Here is a 20,021-nt window from a genome sequence, read left to right as displayed (position 1 = left end):
ATTCATGAAGCACCTAGCGTCTATCATGCTGATATTGAGCTTGTTTGGTGTCGTTGTAAAAGCGCAGGCAATGGAGTCTAAACCTCTTTTTCTAAAGCCTCTTGAGTTAAAGCCTTACCAAAAAGTCCCCAGTCTCTCTGGCAACATCTTTTCAGTGGGGTCGGATACTTTGGCTGGAATGACGACGTTATGGGTGGAAGAGTTCGAGCGGCACTATCCTAGTATTAACGCGCAAGTTCAGGCGTCAGGATCATCAACAGCGCCACCGGCACTAACTGAAGGCACGGCGCAGTTTGGTCCAATGAGCCGCCCGATGCGCAACCGTGAAATCGAGGCTTTTGAGCGTGAGCATGGGTACAAGCCAACGGAATTGAGAGTGGCCATCGATGCGATCGGTGTTTTTGTTCATCAAGATAACCCGATTACGGGGCTTAATTTTTCTCAGTTAGACAGTATTTTCTCAATCACTCAGCGCTGCGGAGGAAATGAGCCTATCTCGAATTGGGCGCAATTGGGCATTGATTCTGATTGGGGACAACGTCGAATGCAGTTGTTTGGACGAAACTCAGTATCAGGCACGTATGGGTATTTCAAACAAAACGCATTATGTGGCGGGGACTTTAAAAATAACGTCAACGAACAGCCAGGTTCTGCTTCGGTTGTGCAATCGGTCGCTTCCTCGATCAATACGATAGGGTATTCTGGCGTCGGATACCAAATGTCAGGTGTTAAGCTGATTCCAATTTCGAAAGTAGGCCAAGATTATATTTTTCCAAGCCATGATAATATTCTCTCAGGTAAGTACCCACTATCACGCTACTTGTACGTATACATAAATAAACATCCGAATCGCCCTCTGACACCCATCGAGCGAGAATTCATCCGTTTTGTTTTTTCAGCCCAAGGACAAGAACTGGTGAGAAAGGATGGCTATATTTCCATAGGCACTGATATTGCTAAGCAAGAGTTACAAAAAGTTGGAATAGAGTACTAGAGTAGAGTGTGAAAATTTGCTTTTGGCGGTTTAATTATATTTAAAGCCTTAAAATGAGAATTTTGTTTATTCAGCTGTTGTGTTTTCAGCGGCTTATGGGTTTTTGTAATATAATTGTCATTAAAATGAAATATTATAAAAACGTTTAATTTAGATTGAGAATCCAATGCCTAGTGCCGACTTTTCCTTAAAAGAACCAGACCGAAAACGATTTATCAAAGATCGTATTTTCCGTTTGTTGGTTTCTTTTGGTGGTGTTGGTGTGCTAATGGCACTGGTACTGATATTTGTCTATCTTGCGCTGGTGGTCTTACCCCTTTTCTCTGATGCAGATATTGAAACTGGCTATGCTTCTAATCGCATCACCACTGCTTCTCCGATTTCAATTGGCGTTGATGAGTATGGAGAGCATGCATTTGTCCTCTCTCAATCGGGGCAATTGGACTTTTGGTCATTAGACGATTCTCCATCCGCTCATTCTTCTTTTTCTGTTTCTGACGATATTTTGTTGACCGCATCGGATCGAAAACCAGGCGGTTGGCAGGCTGTGATGGATAATGCTGAGCAGCTCGTTATCTTCAAGCCTAGGTTTTCAAATAATCAAAGTAGAAAAGGGGGGACTTTTATCCCTAACCTAGAATTCTTTGAAAATAGCGCAAACCTAACTCTTCATCGTTCTTCACAGCAGTTGACTCAGTTTGATTTTTCACTGGTTGAAAACCAACTGACACTCGTTGGCCTTTATAACGATGATCGTGTCATGGTTCGCTGGAATGATGACAACGGAATCCAAGAGTACATCTTTAATCAACCTCTCCCTAATCTTGACCAACTCATTGTAACGCCTAACGGCAATACGCTTTACATGCGCACGGGTTCGGAGCTCATTGTTGCATTAAAACGCGAGAGTGACTTTGTTGTACGTGAGGTGGTGGATTTAAGTTTGGGGAATCAAAAACACGCAGTCTCTGATGTGAGTTTGCTCTCTGGTGCGTATTCATTGTTGGTGACTCATCAAGATGGCCTTGTGTCCCAATGGTTTGATGTATTAACAGACAAAGAACGAACACTCACTCATATTCGCGAATTCGAGTTAGCCTCAGAACTTGAAATGTTATTGCCTGATTCGTATCGAAAAGGGTTTTACAGCTTTTACACCAATGGCACCTTGCAAAGTCACCATACGACCAGTGAAAAACTGGTGATGTTTACTCGCGCCTTTAGCAAAGCCCCCTCGTTGGTTGCCATGTCGAACAATGAAAAATATCTGTTAACGCTCAGTGATGCTCGCTTAGATGTGGCTCTGGTGAACAACGAGCATCCTGAAATATCTTTTTCATCGTTGTGGAATAAAGTCTGGTACGAAAGTTACCCCGAGCCTGAATTTACCTGGCAAACGACCTCCGCCAATGATGATTTTGAAGCGAAATTCAGCTTAGTTCCCATTGCTTTTGGTACCCTAAAAGCTGCGGCTTTTGCTATGCTTTTTGCTGTGCCGATCGCGGTATTAGGGGCTATTTATACGGCGTACTTTATGTCAGAGAGTATGCGCCGTGTGGTTAAACCATCGATAGAGTTAATGGAAGCCTTCCCGACGGTGATCATAGGTTTCTTGGCTGGACTTTGGTTTGCTCCCATTGTTGAAAGTTACCTATCGGCCGTGGTTGCTTTGTTGATCTTACTGCCGCTTTCTACCCTAGTGGTGGGGGTGGTGTGGCATGTATTACCCAGTCGATTTGTTTCGTTATTTCCTAATGGTTGGCATAGTTTGATTTTAATGCCTGTTTTGGTGTGCCTCGTAGTGGTCATTATGTCCCAAAGTGCCGCATTAGAATTATGGCTGTTTAATGGTGATGTACGCATATATTTGGCCAATCATGGGATAGGGTTTGATCAACGTAACGCATTAGTGGTTGGGTTTGCGATGGGTTTTGCCGTTATTCCAACCATATTTACGATTGCTGAAGATGCAGTTTTCTCAGTACCTAAACATCTTTCTGATGGTTCTTTAGCGCTGGGAGCTACCCCATGGCAAACTTTACTTTATGTCGTATTGTTAACCGCGAGTCCCGGTATTTTTTCGGCCATTATGATGGGTTTAGGTCGAGCGGTAGGTGAGACGATGATCGTATTAATGGCCACGGGTAATACGCCGATATTAGATTGGAATATTTTAGAGGGAATGCGAACCTTGTCGGCCACCATCGCGGTTGAAATGCCAGAATCTGAAGTCGCCAGTACTCATTATCGCTTGCTCTTTCTTGCAGCACTGCTGCTACTTATTTTTACTTTTGCTGTTAACTCTATTGCAGAATGGGTGAGACAACGGCTAAGAGAGCGTTACCGTGCTCTTTAACCAACGAATAGGCCCTTTTATTTTCCTTAATCGACGTTATCTAAGTAAAAGAAGCAATAAAAGTAACCAAAGTAAGACAACCGTCGACCGTAGGGGGCAGGGTTCATGTTGAAATGGATAAAGTCCGGAGCGCCTTGGGTTTGGTTAACGGGAGGGGCGGTCAGCATAAGCTTACTGTCGGTGATGGGGTTGATGCTGCTTATCGGTTGGAAAGGTCTGTCTTATTTCTGGCCTGCACCGCTTTATCAGTGGGAAACTCAAGATGGAGAAACGTTAGTCGGCCAACTGTACGCTCAAGAGTTTATTCCAATCACGCGTTTGCAAGGTATGAACTTGCCTGAGGATGCGATGAAAAACGGTGACGAACTGATTGGCCGGTACAGCATTAAAGTGGCCAATCGGGATCTCTATCCGGCGGATTTTGTTTCTATACTGGATATTAATATTGAGAAGCGATCACTCCCGAGTGGCTGGGCGGTGATTGAGCGAACACGTAACGGGAATTTTTTTGGGTTACCTGTTGGGTATCAAAATGAGTTCGGTGTGGTTTCTAGCGAAGTGTCAGAGGCATTTGCGCTCGGATTTTCTAAGGTAGGTCTGTTAAGAAAACAAATTGCCGCCTTGATAGAAAATGAGTTTAAGGTCACAAGCAGAACCTTAGAGCAGCTTAGGCTAAATAAACGCAAGCGAGAGCTTAACAACACCCTTGATGACGCGTTTCTGATTGAATATCGAGCTCAAAAACAGCTTTTGGATAAAAAGTTAGAGAGAGCCGATCTGAATTTATCCAAACTTCGCGCCCAATTAAATCAAGACCGCTTAATTGTCGAGGATATGACAGGGCAGCAGACCGCCATTCCTTTAAGTGAAATCTTGGATGTGTGGTACCCCAACGAAATGAGCAGCGTTGACAAAGCGGTGCAATGGTTCAAACAAGTTTGGAAGTTCTTATCGCAAAGCCCAAGAGAATCGAACTCTGAAGGTGGTGTTTTTCCTGCGATATTTGGCACTGTGCTGTTGGTGATCATCATGTCCATCGTGGTGATGCCGCTAGGGGTGATTGCTGCTGTTTATCTGCATGAATACGCGGCGAATAATGCACTCACTCGTATTATCAGAGTAGCGGTAATTAACCTTGCTGGGGTTCCTTCGATTGTTTATGGTGTGTTCGGTCTGGGGTTCTTTGTCTATACGTTAGGCGGATCTATTGACGCTTTGTTGTATGCTGAACGCTTACCTGCGCCCACTTTTGGCACACCCGGATTGTTATGGTCAGCGTTGACATTGTCGGTGTTGACGTTGCCGGTAGTGATTGTCTCAACGGAAGAGGGGTTAACCCGAATCCCCAGTTCAGTCAGGCATGGCTCATTAGCGCTTGGTGCGACACAATTCGAAACTTTGTGGCGAATCGTATTGCCTATGGCGAGCCCCGCTATCATTACTGGGTTGATACTTGCGGTCGCAAGGGCGGCAGGAGAAGTGGCTCCATTGATGTTGGTGGGAGTGGTGAAGATCGCCTCTAGTTTGCCCGTTGATGGTGAATTTCCCTTTTTGCATTTAGAAAAAAAATTCATGCACTTAGGGTTCCATATTTACGATGTGGGTTTTCAAACATCGAATATTGAAGCGGCTCGCCCATTGGTTTACGCGACCTCGTTTTTACTGGTGACGGTTATTATTAGTTTGAATTTAACTGCGATCAGTATCCGTAACAATTTGCGCGAAAAATATCGTAATTTAGGACAAGATTAATCATGTTTTCAGTTAATCAAGCATTGGGGTATCAAGCCCCGTTAGATGTACATAATCTGACCGAAGATCAAACCGCCATTACGATTGAAGGGTTGAACCTTTTTTATAAAGAGACCCAAGCGCTCAATGATATTTCAATGAAGATCCCGAAAGGGCAAGTGACCGCGTTCATTGGCCCATCGGGTTGTGGGAAATCAACCTTACTTCGCTGTATTAATCGAATGAATGACTTGGTTGAAGGGTGCCGCGTTCAAGGAAAGGTCAAGCTGCACAATAAGAATGTCTACCATCCTAATGTCGATGTTGCCACATTACGTCGTCGTGTCGGCATGGTATTTCAGCGACCGAATCCATTTCCGAAATCGATCTATGAGAATGTCGTTTATGGCTTGCGTCTTCAAGGAATTAGCAACAGTCGCTCGTTGGATGACGCCGTTGAACATGCACTGCGTTCGGCCGCATTGTGGGACGAAGTGAAGCATCGTTTGCATGAGAATGCGTTTGGTCTTTCAGGAGGTCAGCAACAACGCCTTGTTATTGCTAGAGCAATAGCGATTGAACCGGAAGTTCTTTTGTTGGATGAACCGACGTCGGCTCTTGATCCTATTTCTACGTTAACCATTGAAGAGTTAATCAATGATCTCAAGGATAAGTACACCGTCGTCATTGTGACACATAATATGCAGCAAGCTGCTCGTGTTAGTGATCACACCGCCTTTATTCATATGGGGAAACTGATAGAGTATTCCGATACCGATTCGATTTTTACCTCACCAACGAAAACTCAGACAGAAGATTACATAACGGGTCGATACGGATAAAGATACCTCTCTGTTAATACCGGTAATCAATACAAGCAGTACATACAAGGAGCAGTTAGAAAGAATGAATTTTGGTCGTCATATTTCAGGTCAGTTTAATGTTGAATTAGAATCGATTCGTACTCATGTCTTAACGATGGGGGGCTTGGTTGAGCAGCAACTTGCGTTTGCCATGCAAGCTTTGCACAAAGATGATATTGAACTCGCTAAGAAAGTGGTAAAAGACGATCACAAAGTGAATTCAATGGAAGTGTCTATTGATGAAGCGTGTACTCGAATTATTGCCAAAAGGCAGCCTACGGCAAAAGATTTGCGCTTAATCATGGCGATCATTAAAACCATTACTGACTTAGAGCGCATTGGTGATGTCGCGACAAGCATTGCCAAGGTGGCCATTGAAAGCCCATCGTCAAAACAGCAGCCTTATCATGTGTCCCTCGAGCCTTTAAGCCGCCAAGCGATAGCGATGCTTCATCAGGTGCTCGACGCGTTTGCTCGCATGGATGTGGATTCAGCAGCCGATGTGTACAAATTAGATGATAAGATTGATGCTGAATATAAAGCGGTCATTCATCAGCTAGTCACTTATATGATGGACGATCCCAAGAATATTCCTAGCATTTTACAAGTCATGTGGTCAGCGCGCGCCATTGAGCGTGTTGGCGATCGCTGCCAAAATATTTGTGAATACATCATTTATTTCGTCAAAGGAAAAGATGTTCGCCACCTGGGCGAACAAAGTATTGATGATGCGTTGAAATAAATATCTTATTGAGAGTTCAACCGTCAGTTTTTCTATTCATTCGTTCATCGGAATAGATGTACTTATCTATGTATCTATCATTAAAACTGAATAACGACACCTGTCGAAAACGTTGCAAAAAAGGTGTTGGACCCAACGGTCTTATTCTTGTCAATGAAATTAAAATCACCACCCGCTCTAAAACCTAAGTGATGATTAATGAACATGACCCAAGATGCGGAAAGGCTGACACCTTGTCCTTCTGCATATCGAGGTTCATTCCATAACATCTGTCGACGTCCCTCATAGTCAAATATCCCCGCTTCTAGCTGAAGTGACATCTTTTGCGCTGGTACTAATTGATATTGCCCGCCAATGCGGTAGGTTTTAAGACGTTCTTTATCGGTTTTTAGAAACTCATAAGAACTATGGCTATATGAGAGATAAAGTGCGTCGAACCCAAGAGTATCTGCGAGCCCAAGCTGAAGCCCCCCACCTGAAATACCGGAACCCCAGTAAGGTCCAATTTTTATATCAGGAGAGATATGTAAGGTGTTAGCAAAGGCACTAAAAGTGAATAGGCATGTGGCTAGAAGGCCGATGATTTTTTTCATACTATGCTCGTGAATAGAGAATACAACGCTGTTTTACTGAGCTATTTTATCTTGTAGATATATTGCCCAAACTGAATGATGCTATGGATTCATAGAGACCTAAAAGAAAGAAGGTGGCGCTCTATGGGTAAAGCAACAGAGAGAAAATGCCATCCTTGGCATCTTTACGAGTTAAAATTTGTAGCCGATAGTCCAAGAAAATTGGTTGTAATCGATGTCGATGAGCTCATTATCAAAATAGGTGAAGTCAAAACGAAGATCGCTGTACACATTGTTGCCAAATTCGGCACGTACACCCGTCCCGATAAAGACATTCGTATCGTTCCACTTTGTCGATGCACCGTTATCACCTACCGACAATGTGATTTCTTCAGAGTAACGAATTAAGCCAAGTGAGCCATACGGTTTGATGGTAAAGCCATCAAAAAAGAATTTGTAACCAATGTCAGTATCGAGTTTAAACGTTGAGCCATCAATTTTAGTGTGTAAACCATAACCGCTATCAGACTCATTGTTTTTACCATATGAAACGTTGATACCGACGATACGGTTGAATTCGTAGCCATATTCTAATTTGATGCCATTTCCCCATTCGACAGAAGAGTCGTATTCAGGGCTGCTGATCTCTGTTGAGGTGTAGCCAAGGCCGACGCGGTGTTGGCTTTCAAATGTATTTGCTAATACGCTGGTTGAAAGAAGTGTTGATGCAATGATTGTCGTTAAAGCTGCTTTCATAATATTACTCTTAGTAAGGGTTATAAAACTCTTTCCGTGAGTCAGTAATTCCTGATGGGAGTCATATTATGGTAGTGAATGTATTAGCTCTAATTATTAGATTTTATATCTGTGATAATTAAAGCTTATCACTCTGTTTTTGTTTTATTGATTGGCGGATCAAATCGTGTAACCAGATCACTAAAGCACTTTTTCTATTTCGTTTATGAAAATGGCTTAAGATATCTATGGTAAAAGGTTTTCCATTGATGGTGGGGAGTATTTGTCTTAATCCCGGGTGGTTTTCGATAGAAAATAGGCTCGAGTTGGGCATGATCATATCGGTGTGTTGGGTGATATCGATGACAGCCATAATCAGTTCTGAACGAAATCCTATTTTTGGGGTGACTCCGTGCTCTTTCATTAGATTCGCTGCATACCCGAAATGATCGTTCCAGCCTGGGCTGATAATTGAAGCGTGTTCATATCGACTGAATTCCATAAAGTCAGCTGTTTTCGTTTTTATAGGGTGGGCATTTCTAACTATCACGTTTCCTTGAATCGTCGCAATGTGTTCAGAATAGATATCTTTGGAAGTCTCAATATCATAATGTACACCAAGCAGCGTATGCCCATTTTTAATGTCATCAGGTGTTGTACTCGACCATGCTAATAGTTCGATCTCAGCATTCGGCGCTTGCTTTTTCATGTTTAAAAATAAAGAAGCAGAAATATTGGACAGTATGATAGGGGGGATGGCGATAGTGATTTTCTGGTTGATTTTTTCAGGGTCAAATTCATTTATCTGATTAAGGCTTGTAGAAAGCCCGTCTAAATGGGGGGTGACAGCGTTTGCTAGGTCTTCAGAAAAAGCAGTGGGCTTAAGACCTCCATGGACTTTCACAAACAGTTCATCATCAAAGTGGTTACGAAGCTTTTGTAGTGCTTGGCTAATGGCAGGCTGTGAAACAAATAGGCGTTCAGAGGCCTTTCTCATGTTGAGCTCTTGAGAAAGTACTAAGAAAGTTCGGAGTAAATTAAGGTCCAATTGATAAAAAAGATCTTTAGCCATAGGGTTTGTTTCACGCTGGTATTTTTAGTATTAAGTTGATGAATCATCTCATTAGATTAATTGACTCACCACTTGTGAGATCGCTTGAGCATCCGTTATCGGAATAAGGCGATCATCTTGATTGCCCATCTTAACGTGTTCTGCGGTATAGGTCATTTTGCTTTCGCGGCTGGATTTTCCAGATAGATGCACTTCAGTGACATGGGATGCATCGATAATGTCTAAAACATTAGTGGCATTCAATCCAGCTCCGGCCATAATACTCACTCGACCATCGGCTAATCTCACCATTTCAGCAAGAGTGTTTGATCCCAAAGCCGCGGTTTGAGCCAGTCCAGAGGTGAGAATGCGTTCACAGCCAAGTTCCACGATGTCTTCGATCGCTCGGCGATAATCTCGGCATTGATCGATGGCTCTATGAAACGTGACACCAAGCCCATACTGGTTGGCTTTGTTCATTAACTGGGTAGCCGTTGGCATGTCGATTTCACCGCTCTCATTCAAAACACCAAACACGACCCCTTGTAAGCCTGCTAGGGCCGCCGCCTCTATATCCAGTAACATGGACTCAATATCATCGCTGTCGTAAAAAAAATCTCCCTGCCTAGGGCGGATCATGGCATAAACAGGAATCGTTGAAAGCTGCGCCGCTTTTTTCATAAAACCGAAGCTGGGGGTTAATCCACCTAGGGCAAGAGAAGAACACAATTCAATGCGAGTGGCTCCGCCTGTCATGGCGTTATGAAGAGATTCAATGTTATCAATACAAACTTCAACGTGGTAGGTCATCGTGGTGCTCGTAACTTAAAGGGACATCGGTATTTTAACGGGAATAAAAGAGAACTATCAGGGAAAACTTTACCCGTTTGAATTTCCGCTTTGCGCGATATTTACGCTATAAAAAATTCACGCTATAAAAGAAAAACCCAGAGACAAGGCTCTGGGTTTCGGTATTCATAAGAAAAGGTTAAGCCGCGTCTTCTTCTTTTGGCGCGTCAATTACCGCTTCAATCTTTTTGGCTTTTTTAGGCGCGGGTTTGCGCTTAGCGCCAAGCGCATAAAGAACTTCTTCTTTGTTCTTTGCAAGGTACATAGCAAGCTCTTCTTGCTTACCTTCATCTTCTATCACATCACTCTTGCTGAGTAGTTCAAACAGCTCATCTGCCATATCCAGCATTTTATCATAAGCGTCAGCTTCGGCTTTAGAGGTAAAAGTCATTTTCTCTTCTCCGTTGCGTTCCACCACGTACTTAACGATTACAGCCATGGTCAATCCTCGATTCAAATAAATACATCACTGTCTTTTTATACAGCTTGCGTTCGTTTAAGTCTAGTGAGATGGGTATTTCTGGGAGCTATGTGGTGACTCTTTATCCACTTGATGACAAAAGTCAATAAATCGCTTGAGAAGTGGACTTTGGTATTTCTCTTTATGCACAAGTAGCCAAAACTGACGTGTCATATCGAGAGGAACCTTGAGCATTTTGACTCGTCCATCGTTCAGTGCGGCTTGCGCAGCCAAGCGTGATAAGCAAGCGAGGCCTAACCCCGCTGAAACGCTGTTAATTAATGCCTCAGTGGTGTTCAGTTCAAATGCTTCTTGCCAGTGTTCAATACGTGGAGCAATCGCCTGTAAGAAAAATTCTCGCGATCCAGAGCCCGCTTCTCGTAGCAGCCATTGGCTGTTTTCTAAGGCACTCACCGGGACTGACGGATCATCTGCATTTGGAAAATCGCAAGGGCAAATAATACACATCTCATCTTGACTGAACTGACTGGAAATGAGTTCTGGGTGCTGGGTCTTACCTTCAATTAAAGCAATATCAAGTTCGTAATCGACCAACTTTTGGCAAATTAGACTGGAATTAGAGATGAACAAGCTCTGTGAATTATGCTGGGTTTTATGGCGAAACTCACTGAGTAAAATAGGTGCGACATGGTTACCAATCGTGTCACTAGCACCGATTCTAAGTTGACCGGTAAGGGATTGTCTGTGGCTAAATAATTCATCGATATCACTGACTCGGTGCAAGAGCTCGTCGGCAAGCGGAAGAAGTTTTATCCCTTCTTGATTGATGATTAGACGGTTATTGACTCTATCAAACAGAGCGTGACCAATCTGTTTCTCTAGCTCAGAAAGTGCCATGCTAACCGCGGCTTTAGACAGATAAAGCGCTTCTGAAGCAGAGGTGAGTGTTTTGTGCTGAGTCACGGTAGTAAATACTTTCAGCTGTTTTAGTGAAATATTAGAAGCCATACGCCTATACGTTTAACTGTTCTGAACGAGTATTAAAGATAGTTAGGCATAGTCGAACATATTGCAAGTGAAATACGACAAGCGAGATACGACAAGCGAGATACGACAAGCGAAATAGTGATTTGACTATATTTCAATCATGAGCGAACTTACCGCAGCCCTTGTTCCCTTAAGCGCTTATAGAGTGTGTTGCGGCTGATGTTCAGTTGCTTTGCTGTTGCTGATACATTGCGGCCATGTTGTTCGTAGACATTTAACCATTGCGCGTTATCAATCATCGTCGAAGCGCCTGTTACTAACTCATTTCTTGTTCCTAGTGCATCTATTACTCGATCATCGGTTATTACAGCGTCTGTTACTGAATTTTTAGCGACTGAACTTTTAGCAACTGAATTTTTAGCAACTGAAGTGTTAGCCTCAGTTGGGTGGGTGTTTGATGATCGAATACACTGATAAGTTTCATTTGAATCGACCGCGAGTATTGAAGGAGGCCTTGACTGGTATTCGGCATCCAAAAGAAAATCGTCAGGTAGGTGGTCGGCCGTTACGGTTTCATTGCCAGCCATCGCGAGTGCTATTTGGATGACGCTGACCATTTGACGAATGTTTCCAGGCCACGGGTGAGAAGTAAACATCTCCAGAACTTCTTGATTCAGTTTAGGCTGTTCATCGTCGAGAGAGAACGTGCTCAAAAGGTGCTCGATAAGCACCACTTTATCTGTCCGTTCACGTAGGGGAGGAAGGGTAATATTCAATCCCGTCACTCGATAGTACAAATCTTGGCGGAAAGTGCCTTGTTCTACATTGTTTTTTAAATGACAGTGCGTGGCGGAGACCAACTTGAAATTGACAGGGTAAGAGGTGGTTGAGCCTAGTGGTGTCACTTGTCTTTCTTGTAAAACTCGCAAGAGTCGAGCTTGTACATTCATCGGCATATCACCGAGTTCATCTAAAAACAAAGTCCCTTTATCCGCCTTTCTAATCAATCCAATGTAGCCTTTTTGGTTCGCGCCAGTGAATGCCCCTTTTTCATAACCAAACAACTCAGACTCAACCAAATCAGCTGGAATCGCAGCGCAATTAACAGCGATCATCGGGGCATGTTTACGATCGCTTGCGAGGTGCAGTGCATTCACGAACACTTCTTTTCCTACACCGGTTTCACCATGAATCAGAATCGGGATATCCGTATTTAAAAGCCGGCTCGCTTGGGAAATCGCTTTGGCAAGTCGAGGATCTCCCATGTTGAGTTTCTCCAGTTCGATAGGAACTTTTGGAGGGGTATTCGATGGCTTTTTTGTCGGGATTCGGTAATCAATCTTACGACCTACGGGCATTTTAGGCGGCGTCACAATCGCAAAGAAATTGTGTTTTGAGTGGCTGACTAACGACATTGGATTGTAATGGGGATGAGAGAGGACTTGCGTCAACTTAATATCAAAGAGTTGATCAAGGCGTTGCAGTGCTAACCCTTGGCCCAATGTGATTTCCGCTCGGCGATTGGCGGAAATAATGACGCCATCTTCATTAAACACCAGTAACGATGACCACTGACTGTCAATATTTTCTGGGGAGGTATTGAACCAGAGCAGGTACTGATCATCTTGAAATTGTGAAGCAATAAGTTGATTTTCGATAGCTTGAGACATCAACTTGACCATACCAAGTGTGTGAGAGGTGGGCATGTAAGCGTCGCTTGATATGGATAAGACGCCGGCCATTTTTCTCTCTGAATCAAATAATGGGGCAGCGGATCCCATCATGAATCTGTTCGACGTTAAAAAGTGTTCATCACGAAAGACTTGAACAATTGACCCGGTTTCTAGAGCCGTTCCAATGGCGTTGGTTCCGATCAAACTCTCGCGCCAATGTGCACCATTTTGAAACACATCTGGTTGATGCTTCGAGAAAAACCGTTGCTCTCCCCAATTTTTTAAAACCAATCCGTTAGTGTCCGTTAAGGTAATCAAGCAATTGCTGTTAGCCAGCAAACTGTCATAGAAAGGCAGAACTTTATGATGTGTGGTTTTAATGAGCCCTGAATGTTCATCTAACGCTTGGTTGAATAGATAGCCGGTTTCTAACTCAACGGTGGGCGTGCTGCTGTGTGATAGTCCGGATTGACGGCAGCGCTGCCAAGACTGTTCAATGATTGATTGATGTTTATCGTCCATCTTAAAATTAGCTCAGCTCTGATTCTATGTTTAAAGAAAAATTAAGTATTTATTCTAATTGTTCGTATTGGAACACAAACGTTCATAAAGTGTTCAGTCAACATATCACCAATCATTTCCACCTGAACACATTTTGTTAACAAATGTTACTTAGATCTCACATGCCCAATTAGAATTAAAGCGCTTTCTTATCAATCATTTTTAATGAACTCTATATAAATAAAGGGCTGTGAGCTTGGTGTGTAAATAAATTGTTAATAGAATGATATTTTGGCATGACTCTAGCAATATCGAACAATATCGAAAGTGATTTTGTTCAGAGCTCAAGGAGTGTTAAGTGTCATTAAGATTGGATCAAGTGAACAAACTGGTGGATGGAGAGGCGCATATTTCAGATGTGAGCCTGACCTTCGAACCGGGCTCATTTAATGTATTGCTCGGGCGAACACTGGCAGGGAAGACCTCATTAATGAGGCTTATCGCCGGGTTGGATCGCCCAACATCAGGGAGTATTTGGGTAAACGGTGTTGATGTCACTGGCGTGTCTGTCCGTGAACGAAACATCTCAATGGTGTATCAGCAATTCATTAATTACCCGAACTTGACGGTGTTTGAAAATGTCGCATCCCCGTTACGTCTGGCCAAAATGGCCGAAAGTGATATTAAAGAGCGCGTTCATGCCACCGCAGCCATGTTGCAAATCACAGAGCATCTCCATAAGCATCCCTTAGAGTTATCAGGCGGTCAGCAACAGCGAACGGCAATGGCGAGAGCCTTAGTAAAAGACGCTGAAATCATTCTATTTGATGAGCCATTAGTTAACCTTGACTACAAATTGAGGGAAGAGCTACGACAAGAGATGCGTGAGTTATTTCAAGCAAGACACACCATTGCCATTTACGCGACGACGGAACCCAATGAGGCGCTAGCACTTGGAGGAACGACCACAATATTGCACGAAGGGCGAGTGATTCAATCCGGTTTAACGCCTTCGGTGTACCACAAACCAGACAACGTAGACTCGGCAATTTTGTTCAGCGAACCACCGATCAACCTGATCAATGGTGAGATCACCGACAACGAAGTGACCTTTGATAAAACCTCTCATTTTCCACTTAACCAGTCCTTGAGCAAGTTAGATAAAGGCGAGCACCTTTTTGGGATTCGTCCTAGCCATCTCAGTTTGCTGCCAAAGAACGATGATGATGTTGAATTAACGGTTCAGGTGGAAGTGGCGGAGATCAGCGGCTCAGAAACCTTTTTGCATGTTCGAAACGATCTTCTTGATTTGGTTCTGCACTTACCGGGTGTTCACAGTTATGACGTCGATGAAAGCATCAAAATCTATATACCCATCCATAAATTCTATGTGTTTGGGATGGATGAGCAGCTCATCCACTCCCCAACTCATGATGTAAGAGGATAATCGAGATGGTTCAAATTACACTCAATTCATTGGCTCATACCTACGATAAAAAACCGACAGATTCCTCGATTTACGCCATTAAAGAGATGAATCATGTTTGGAAACAAGGTGGAGCCTACGCTCTGCTTGGCCCGTCAGGTTGCGGAAAATCAACACTGTTAAACATCATTTCTGGGCTCATGAGTCCGTCACAAGGCGAAGTCTTGTTTGATGAGTTGAAAGTGAATGATCTGCGCCCACAGGATCGCAACATCGCTCAGGTTTTCCAGTTCCCAGTTATCTACGACACCATGACGGTGTATGACAATTTGGCTTTTCCACTTCGTAATATGAACATTCATAAGACCAAAGTGCACTCAAAGGTGACGGAAATAGCAGAGATTTTAGAGCTCACCAATGTGCTCGCTAAAAAGGCGCAACACCTCACCGCTGATGAAAAACAAAAAGTCTCTATGGGGCGTGGTTTAGTGCGAGATGACGTATCGGCGATATTGTTTGATGAGCCGTTGACGGTTATCGATCCACAACTGAAATGGAAACTGCGCAGAAAGCTCAAGCAGATACATCAACAGTTCAATATCACCATGATTTATGTCACCCATGATCAGCTTGAAGCATCCACTTTTGCGGATGAAATTGCGGTCATGTACAACGGCCAAATTGTTCAATTTGGTACACCAAGAGAACTGTTTGAACGCCCGAATCATACTTTCGTTGGTTACTTTATTGGCAGCCCCGGCATGAACCTAATGGAGGTCACCCCAACAGAAACAGGCGTTCGTTTTGATGATGTTGAGATCCCGTTATCTGAGGCCTATCGACACGCTATCGCTCAAACGAGCAGTAGCAACATCAAGATAGGCATTCGCCCAGAATTTGTTCACATCTGGGAAAAAGCCAACGACACGGCACTGCGGTGCAAAGTACTGCATGTGGAAGATTTGGGTACCTACAAGATTGTTACGCTGAAATTGGGGCAGCATGAAATTAAAGCGCGCCTACAAGAAGATCAGGTTGTTCCCAAAGACGAAGCCTTTATTAGCATTCCAGAGCAATGGACGATGCTGTATGTCGATGAGTTTCTGGTCAATGTGGGGGATGTGGCATGAACAAAGTCACGAATAATAAAGCGTGGTTTTTAGTTTTACCGGTTTTCGCTCTAGTGGCATTCAGTGCCATTGTGCCGCTGATGACGGTAGTGAATTACTCTCTACAAGATATTTTTGATGCTAATTCGGCCTACTTTGTTGGCACCGAGTGGTATCGAGATACGCTCAACGACGAGCGTCTGCACAGTGCGCTTTTACGACAGTTTGGGTTCACTTTTACGATATTAATGATTGAGGTGCCCCTTGGCATTATCGTCGCCCTGACTATGCCGACAAAAGGAAGGTGGTCGGTGTTCTGCTTGATTATTCTGGCGGTTCCCTTGCTGATTCCTCTGAACGTGGTCGGGACTATCTGGCAGATCTTTGGTCGCGAAGATATTGGGCTATTTGGTTGGGCGCTCAACAGCATAGGGATCGACTATAACTACGCAGGCGATCCTTTGGATGCATGGCTCACCGTGATTCTCATGGATGTGTGGCACTGGACGTCGCTCATTGCGCTGTTGTCTTATTCAGGTCTTCGCGCTATCCCTGATGCGTACTACCAAGCAGCGAATATCGACCGCGCTTCAACCTGGTCCATTATCCGTTACATTCAGTTGCCAAAGCTGAAAAGCGTCCTGCTGATAGGCGTGCTGATTCGCTTTATGGACAGCTTCATGATCTATACCGAACCGTTTGTATTAACCGGTGGTGGGCCGGGTAACTCAACCACATTTTTAAGCCAAACCCTAACTCAGATGGCGATCGGTCAGTTTGATATTGGCCCAGCTGCTGCATTCTCGATCATCTACTTCCTCATTATTTTGTTGGTGAGCTGGGTGTTCTATACCGCAATGACACACGGCGAGAATAAATAAGGAAATTATCATGTCGATGACGAAATCTAAATACACCCGTTACACACAAATAGTCGGTTTGGCGCTCTATATTATTTGCCTGATGTTGCCTATCTACTGGCTATTGAACATGTCATTTAAGGAGAACCAAGAGATCCTGGGAGGGCTGAGTTTTTTCCCTGAAAATTGGACGTTCCAGAACTACGCCACCATTTTTTCAGATTCCAGTTGGTATATGGGTTATGTGAACTCCATTACCTACGTAGTCATGAACATGGTGATCACGCTAACGGTTTCATTGCCTGCTGCGTATGCCTTTTCTCGCTATAAGTTTGTGGGTGATAAGCACTTGTTCTTTTGGTTACTCACCAATCGAATGGCGCCGCCTGCCGTGTTCCTATTGCCTTTCTTTCAGCTCTACTCTTCGGTTGGTCTGTTTGATACCCACATTGCCGTTGCCCTTGCGCACTGTCTTTTCAACGTGCCACTTGCGGTGTGGATTTTGGAGGGCTTTATGTCGGGTGTGCCTCGTGAAATTGACGAGACGGCTTACATCGATGGCTACAGCTTCCCTAAATTTTTCTTGAAGATTTTCTTACCAATGATCCGCTCTGGTATCGGCGTGTCGGCTTTCTTCTGTTTCATGTTCAGCTGGGTCGAACTGCTGCTTGCTCGGACGCTAACTTCCGTGGATGCAAAACCCATATCCGCGGTGATGACCCGAACCGTCAGTGCGTCGGGGATTGATTGGGGCGTATTGGCAGCAGCAGGCGTATTAACGATTCTACCGGGCATATTGGTGGTTTGGTTTGTTAGGAATCATGTCGCGAAAGGTTTCGCATTGGGTCGAGTATAAGGAGTAAGCAAAATGGCTTGGATGGCGTGGACCACACCTTCAGCACTGTTCTTTCTTGGAATTGGTTTGATTTTATTAACGATGACGATTTATGAAATCACAACACCTTGCATAGAACGAAAAGGATTTTTACCGATTACGACCACTCGTGGTGATCGATTATTTATTGGGTTACTGAGCTCTGCATTTGTCCATCTTGGATTTATTGGACTCTCGGAACTCTCTATCTGGGTGCCTTTTACTCTTAGCGTAATTTGGCTTGGTACCGTTTTGAAATGGGGATAAATACAACGAACTGAGGGTGCGTTTTTGCCGGTACTTTTTCACGAAGACCAAACAGTCAGTCGATGTGAAAAAGACCGTCAGTGATGTAACAGCGCAACAAATAACGTGAAACACGAATACTCATAATTGGAGTTATATAATAATGAAAATGGATATCAAAAAGTCTTATCTCTCTCGCTGCATGGCGCTTTCTATCGCTTTTGCTGCACTTGTTCCAAATGCTTACGCTGATATGGCGGCAGCCAGTAAGTGGTTGAACGAAGAGTTTACACCTTCAACGATGACCACCAGTGAACAAGAGAAAGAGATGCAGTGGTTCATTGATGCAGCGAAACCGTTTAAAGGCATGGAAATTAACGTGGCGTCTGAGACCCTCACGACCCACGAATATGAAGCCAAAGTGCTCGCGAAGGCTTTCTATGAAATTACTGGGATCAAAGTCAATCATGACTTGATTCAAGAAGGGGATGTGGTCGAAAAACTGCAAACGCAAATGCAGACTGGGCGTAATATCTATGATGGTTATGTTAACGATTCCGACCTGATTGGTACGCATGTCCGTTACGGAAAAGTTGTGCCTATTTCAGACTTTATCGCCGGTGAAGGAAAAAGCGTCACCAACCCGTACTTAGATTTACCTGATTTTATTGGGTTAGACTTTACGACTGGCCCTGACGGTAAGATCTACCAGCTTCCAGATCAACAGTTTGCCAACTTATACTGGTTCCGTGCGGATTGGTTTGAGCGTGATGATCTCAAGGCACAATTTAAAGAAATGTACGGCTATGAGTTGGGTGTGCCACTAAACTGGTCTGCTTATGAAGACATTGCTGAGTTCTTTACTGACAAAGTGAAAATGATCGATGGTGAGCGTATCTATGGTCACATGGATTACGGTAAGAAAGATCCATCACTGGGCTGGCGTTTTACCGATTCATGGTTCTCAATGGCTGGCGCGGGCGATAAAGGCATTCCAAACGGGCTTCCTGTCGATGAATGGGGCATTCGTATTGAAGGGTGTAGCCCTGTCGGTTCCGATGTGGCTCGTGGCGGTGCAACCAATGGCCCAGCTGCGGTTTACGCAACAACCAAGTATGTCGATTGGCTGAAAAAATACGCGCCACCTGAAGCACAAGGTATGACGTTTGGTGAAGCAGGGCCAGTACCTGCACAAGGTTCTATTGCGCAGCAAATCTTTTGGTATACCGCCTTTACTGCTGATATGACCAAACCTGGATTGCCTGTTGTGAATGAAGACGGTTCGCCAAAATGGCGCATGGCACCTTCTCCACGCGGACCTTACTGGGAAGAGGGCATGAAACTCGGCTATCAAGATGCGGGTGCATGGACATTCCTAAACAGTACGCCTTTGGATAGACGCCAAGCGGCGTGGTTATACGCACAATTTGTGGTCTCAAAATCCGTCAGTCTTAAGAAAACACTGGTTGGTCTAACGCCGATTCGTGAGTCGGATATCAACTCTCAAGCAATGACCGATGCCGCGCTTCAACTGGGTGGTTTGGTTGAATTCTACCGCAGTGATGCACGTAAGCAGTGGACACCAACAGGAACGAACGTCCCTGATTATCCGAAGCTTGCTCAGCTGTGGTGGCAACACGTTTCTGAAGCGGCGAGTGGCGAAAAAACACCACAAGAGGCATTGGATGGATTAGCACAAGCGCAGGACAAAGTGATGCAGCGTCTTGAGCGCAGTGGTGTTCAAGGTGAATGTGGGCCGAAACTGAATCCGAAGAAAGATCCTGATTACTGGTTGTCTCAACCGGGTTCTCCGAAAATGAAGCTGAAAAATGAGAAACCGCAGGGCAAAACGATTGCTTATAAAGATCTAATTGCTAAAAGCTAAAAGCTAAAAGCTAAAAGCTAGCGAGCATTCGCTATGATTTCTAGTTCTTGCGGGTTAGCTGCAGTCTTTGTAGGGAGTTGCAACTGCTCGTGAGATCTAAAAATCTCTTCATTAAAATCGACACCCACCTTGCTGCATCATTCAGT

Annotated in this window: 18 protein-coding genes; 11 read left to right on the top strand and 7 right to left on the bottom strand. The window is 44.1% G+C overall.

Translation table 11 applies throughout. The features are described from left to right. Positions 1-70: 70 nt before the first annotated feature. The 5 genes from QF117_RS17680 to phoU all read left to right on the top strand — a co-directional run bounded on the left by QF117_RS17680 (position 71) and on the right by phoU (position 6,686). Complete coding sequence (locus QF117_RS17680) at positions 71-994, top strand: phosphate ABC transporter substrate-binding protein (protein ID WP_282389516.1); 924 nt, start codon at positions 71-73, stop codon at positions 992-994. A gap of 166 nt (positions 995-1,160) precedes the next feature. Continuing rightward, the gene (locus tag QF117_RS17675; RefSeq protein WP_282387268.1) at positions 1,161-3,350 is read left to right on the top strand and encodes an ABC transporter permease subunit; all 2,190 of its coding nucleotides are present in this window, start codon (positions 1,161-1,163) and stop codon (positions 3,348-3,350) included. A 105-nt stretch (positions 3,351-3,455) separates the two neighbouring features. Continuing rightward, positions 3,456-5,102, top strand: a complete 1,647-nt coding sequence (gene pstA, locus QF117_RS17670; protein ID WP_282387267.1) for a phosphate ABC transporter permease PstA — start codon at positions 3,456-3,458, stop codon at positions 5,100-5,102. A 2-nt stretch (positions 5,103-5,104) separates the two neighbouring features. After that, entirely contained in the window at positions 5,105-5,923 is an 819-nt protein-coding gene (gene pstB, locus QF117_RS17665; RefSeq protein WP_282387266.1) for a phosphate ABC transporter ATP-binding protein PstB, read from the top strand. 64 nt (positions 5,924-5,987) lie between these two features. Beyond that, positions 5,988-6,686, top strand: coding sequence for a phosphate signaling complex protein PhoU (gene phoU / locus QF117_RS17660; protein ID WP_282387265.1), 699 nt, complete (start codon positions 5,988-5,990; stop codon positions 6,684-6,686). A gap of 80 nt (positions 6,687-6,766) precedes the next feature. Here the strand turns inward: phoU and QF117_RS17655 are convergent, their stop codons facing one another. From QF117_RS17655 to QF117_RS17625, 7 genes are all read right to left on the bottom strand, one after another. After that, positions 6,767-7,279 carry a hypothetical protein gene (locus QF117_RS17655; protein WP_282387263.1) on the bottom strand — a complete coding sequence of 171 codons (513 nt, stop codon included), beginning with the start codon at positions 7,277-7,279 and terminating at the stop codon, positions 6,767-6,769. A 171-nt stretch (positions 7,280-7,450) separates the two neighbouring features. After that, the gene (locus QF117_RS17650) at positions 7,451-8,014 is read right to left on the bottom strand and encodes a porin family protein (RefSeq protein ID WP_282387261.1); all 564 of its coding nucleotides are present in this window, start codon (positions 8,012-8,014) and stop codon (positions 7,451-7,453) included. Between the two features lie 118 nt (positions 8,015-8,132). Further along, positions 8,133-9,065 carry a LysR family transcriptional regulator gene (locus QF117_RS17645; protein WP_282387259.1) on the bottom strand — a complete coding sequence of 311 codons (933 nt, stop codon included), beginning with the start codon at positions 9,063-9,065 and terminating at the stop codon, positions 8,133-8,135. A 51-nt stretch (positions 9,066-9,116) separates the two neighbouring features. After that, positions 9,117-9,854, bottom strand: a complete 738-nt coding sequence (locus QF117_RS17640; protein ID WP_282387258.1) for a copper homeostasis protein CutC — start codon at positions 9,852-9,854, stop codon at positions 9,117-9,119. Between the two features lie 178 nt (positions 9,855-10,032). Next, positions 10,033-10,332 carry a YebG family protein gene (locus QF117_RS17635; protein WP_282387256.1) on the bottom strand — a complete coding sequence of 100 codons (300 nt, stop codon included), beginning with the start codon at positions 10,330-10,332 and terminating at the stop codon, positions 10,033-10,035. A gap of 63 nt (positions 10,333-10,395) precedes the next feature. Next, a complete protein-coding gene (locus tag QF117_RS17630; RefSeq protein WP_282387255.1) occupies positions 10,396-11,322 on the bottom strand; it encodes a LysR family transcriptional regulator in 927 nt (308 codons plus the stop codon). Positions 11,323-11,471: 149 nt separating this feature from the next. Then, entirely contained in the window at positions 11,472-13,496 is a 2,025-nt protein-coding gene (locus tag QF117_RS17625; RefSeq protein WP_282387254.1) for a sigma-54-dependent Fis family transcriptional regulator, read from the bottom strand. Positions 13,497-13,833: 337 nt separating this feature from the next. Between QF117_RS17625 and QF117_RS17620 the strand changes: the two genes are divergently transcribed. From QF117_RS17620 to QF117_RS17595, 6 genes are all read left to right on the top strand, one after another. Then, on the top strand, positions 13,834-14,922 hold the full coding sequence (locus QF117_RS17620; protein ID WP_282387252.1) for an ABC transporter ATP-binding protein: 1,089 nt from the start codon (positions 13,834-13,836) through the stop codon (positions 14,920-14,922). Positions 14,923-14,927: 5 nt separating this feature from the next. Next, the gene (locus QF117_RS17615; RefSeq protein WP_282387250.1) at positions 14,928-16,031 is read left to right on the top strand and encodes an ABC transporter ATP-binding protein; all 1,104 of its coding nucleotides are present in this window, start codon (positions 14,928-14,930) and stop codon (positions 16,029-16,031) included. Continuing rightward, positions 16,028-16,891, top strand: coding sequence for a sugar ABC transporter permease (locus QF117_RS17610; RefSeq protein WP_017035010.1), 864 nt, complete (start codon positions 16,028-16,030; stop codon positions 16,889-16,891). Before QF117_RS17615 ends, QF117_RS17610 begins: the two co-directional genes overlap by 4 nt. Before the next feature lie 16 nt (positions 16,892-16,907). Next, positions 16,908-17,726, top strand: a complete 819-nt coding sequence (locus tag QF117_RS17605; RefSeq protein ID WP_282389515.1) for a carbohydrate ABC transporter permease — start codon at positions 16,908-16,910, stop codon at positions 17,724-17,726. Positions 17,727-17,738: 12 nt separating this feature from the next. After that, a complete protein-coding gene (locus QF117_RS17600; RefSeq protein WP_017035012.1) occupies positions 17,739-18,011 on the top strand; it encodes a DUF2160 domain-containing protein in 273 nt (90 codons plus the stop codon). Positions 18,012-18,153: 142 nt separating this feature from the next. After that, entirely contained in the window at positions 18,154-19,875 is a 1,722-nt protein-coding gene (locus tag QF117_RS17595; protein WP_282387247.1) for an ABC transporter substrate-binding protein, read from the top strand. Positions 19,876-20,021: the final 146 nt, after the last annotated feature.

This window comes from Vibrio sp. YMD68, assembly GCF_029958905.1.
Taxonomy (GTDB): domain Bacteria; phylum Pseudomonadota; class Gammaproteobacteria; order Enterobacterales; family Vibrionaceae; genus Vibrio.
This window is presented reverse-complemented; position numbering and strand designations above follow the sequence as displayed.

Bases quoted from the DNA above. Each gene is read 5' to 3' on its own strand.
- QF117_RS17650 (WP_282387261.1), bottom strand. From the start codon at position 8,014: ATGAAAGCAGCTTTAACGACAATCATTGCATCAACACTTCTTTCAACC.
- QF117_RS17675 (WP_282387268.1), top strand. From the start codon at position 1,161: ATGCCTAGTGCCGACTTTTCCTTAAAAGAACCAGACCGAAAACGATTT.
- QF117_RS17635 (WP_282387256.1), bottom strand. From the start codon at position 10,332: ATGGCTGTAATCGTTAAGTACGTGGTGGAACGCAACGGAGAAGAGAAA.
- QF117_RS17615 (WP_282387250.1), top strand. From the start codon at position 14,928: ATGGTTCAAATTACACTCAATTCATTGGCTCATACCTACGATAAAAAA.
- QF117_RS17680 (WP_282389516.1), top strand. From the start codon at position 71: ATGGAGTCTAAACCTCTTTTTCTAAAGCCTCTTGAGTTAAAGCCTTAC.
- QF117_RS17605 (WP_282389515.1), top strand. From the start codon at position 16,908: ATGACGAAATCTAAATACACCCGTTACACACAAATAGTCGGTTTGGCG.
- QF117_RS17645 (WP_282387259.1), bottom strand. From the start codon at position 9,065: ATGGCTAAAGATCTTTTTTATCAATTGGACCTTAATTTACTCCGAACT.
- pstA (WP_282387267.1), top strand. From the start codon at position 3,456: ATGTTGAAATGGATAAAGTCCGGAGCGCCTTGGGTTTGGTTAACGGGA.
- QF117_RS17610 (WP_017035010.1), top strand. From the start codon at position 16,028: ATGAACAAAGTCACGAATAATAAAGCGTGGTTTTTAGTTTTACCGGTT.
- pstB (WP_282387266.1), top strand. From the start codon at position 5,105: ATGTTTTCAGTTAATCAAGCATTGGGGTATCAAGCCCCGTTAGATGTA.
- QF117_RS17600 (WP_017035012.1), top strand. From the start codon at position 17,739: ATGGCTTGGATGGCGTGGACCACACCTTCAGCACTGTTCTTTCTTGGA.
- QF117_RS17640 (WP_282387258.1), bottom strand. From the start codon at position 9,854: ATGACCTACCACGTTGAAGTTTGTATTGATAACATTGAATCTCTTCAT.
- QF117_RS17595 (WP_282387247.1), top strand. From the start codon at position 18,154: ATGAAAATGGATATCAAAAAGTCTTATCTCTCTCGCTGCATGGCGCTT.
- QF117_RS17630 (WP_282387255.1), bottom strand. From the start codon at position 11,322: ATGGCTTCTAATATTTCACTAAAACAGCTGAAAGTATTTACTACCGTG.
- QF117_RS17625 (WP_282387254.1), bottom strand. From the start codon at position 13,496: ATGGACGATAAACATCAATCAATCATTGAACAGTCTTGGCAGCGCTGC.
- phoU (WP_282387265.1), top strand. From the start codon at position 5,988: ATGAATTTTGGTCGTCATATTTCAGGTCAGTTTAATGTTGAATTAGAA.
- QF117_RS17655 (WP_282387263.1), bottom strand. From the start codon at position 7,279: ATGAAAAAAATCATCGGCCTTCTAGCCACATGCCTATTCACTTTTAGT.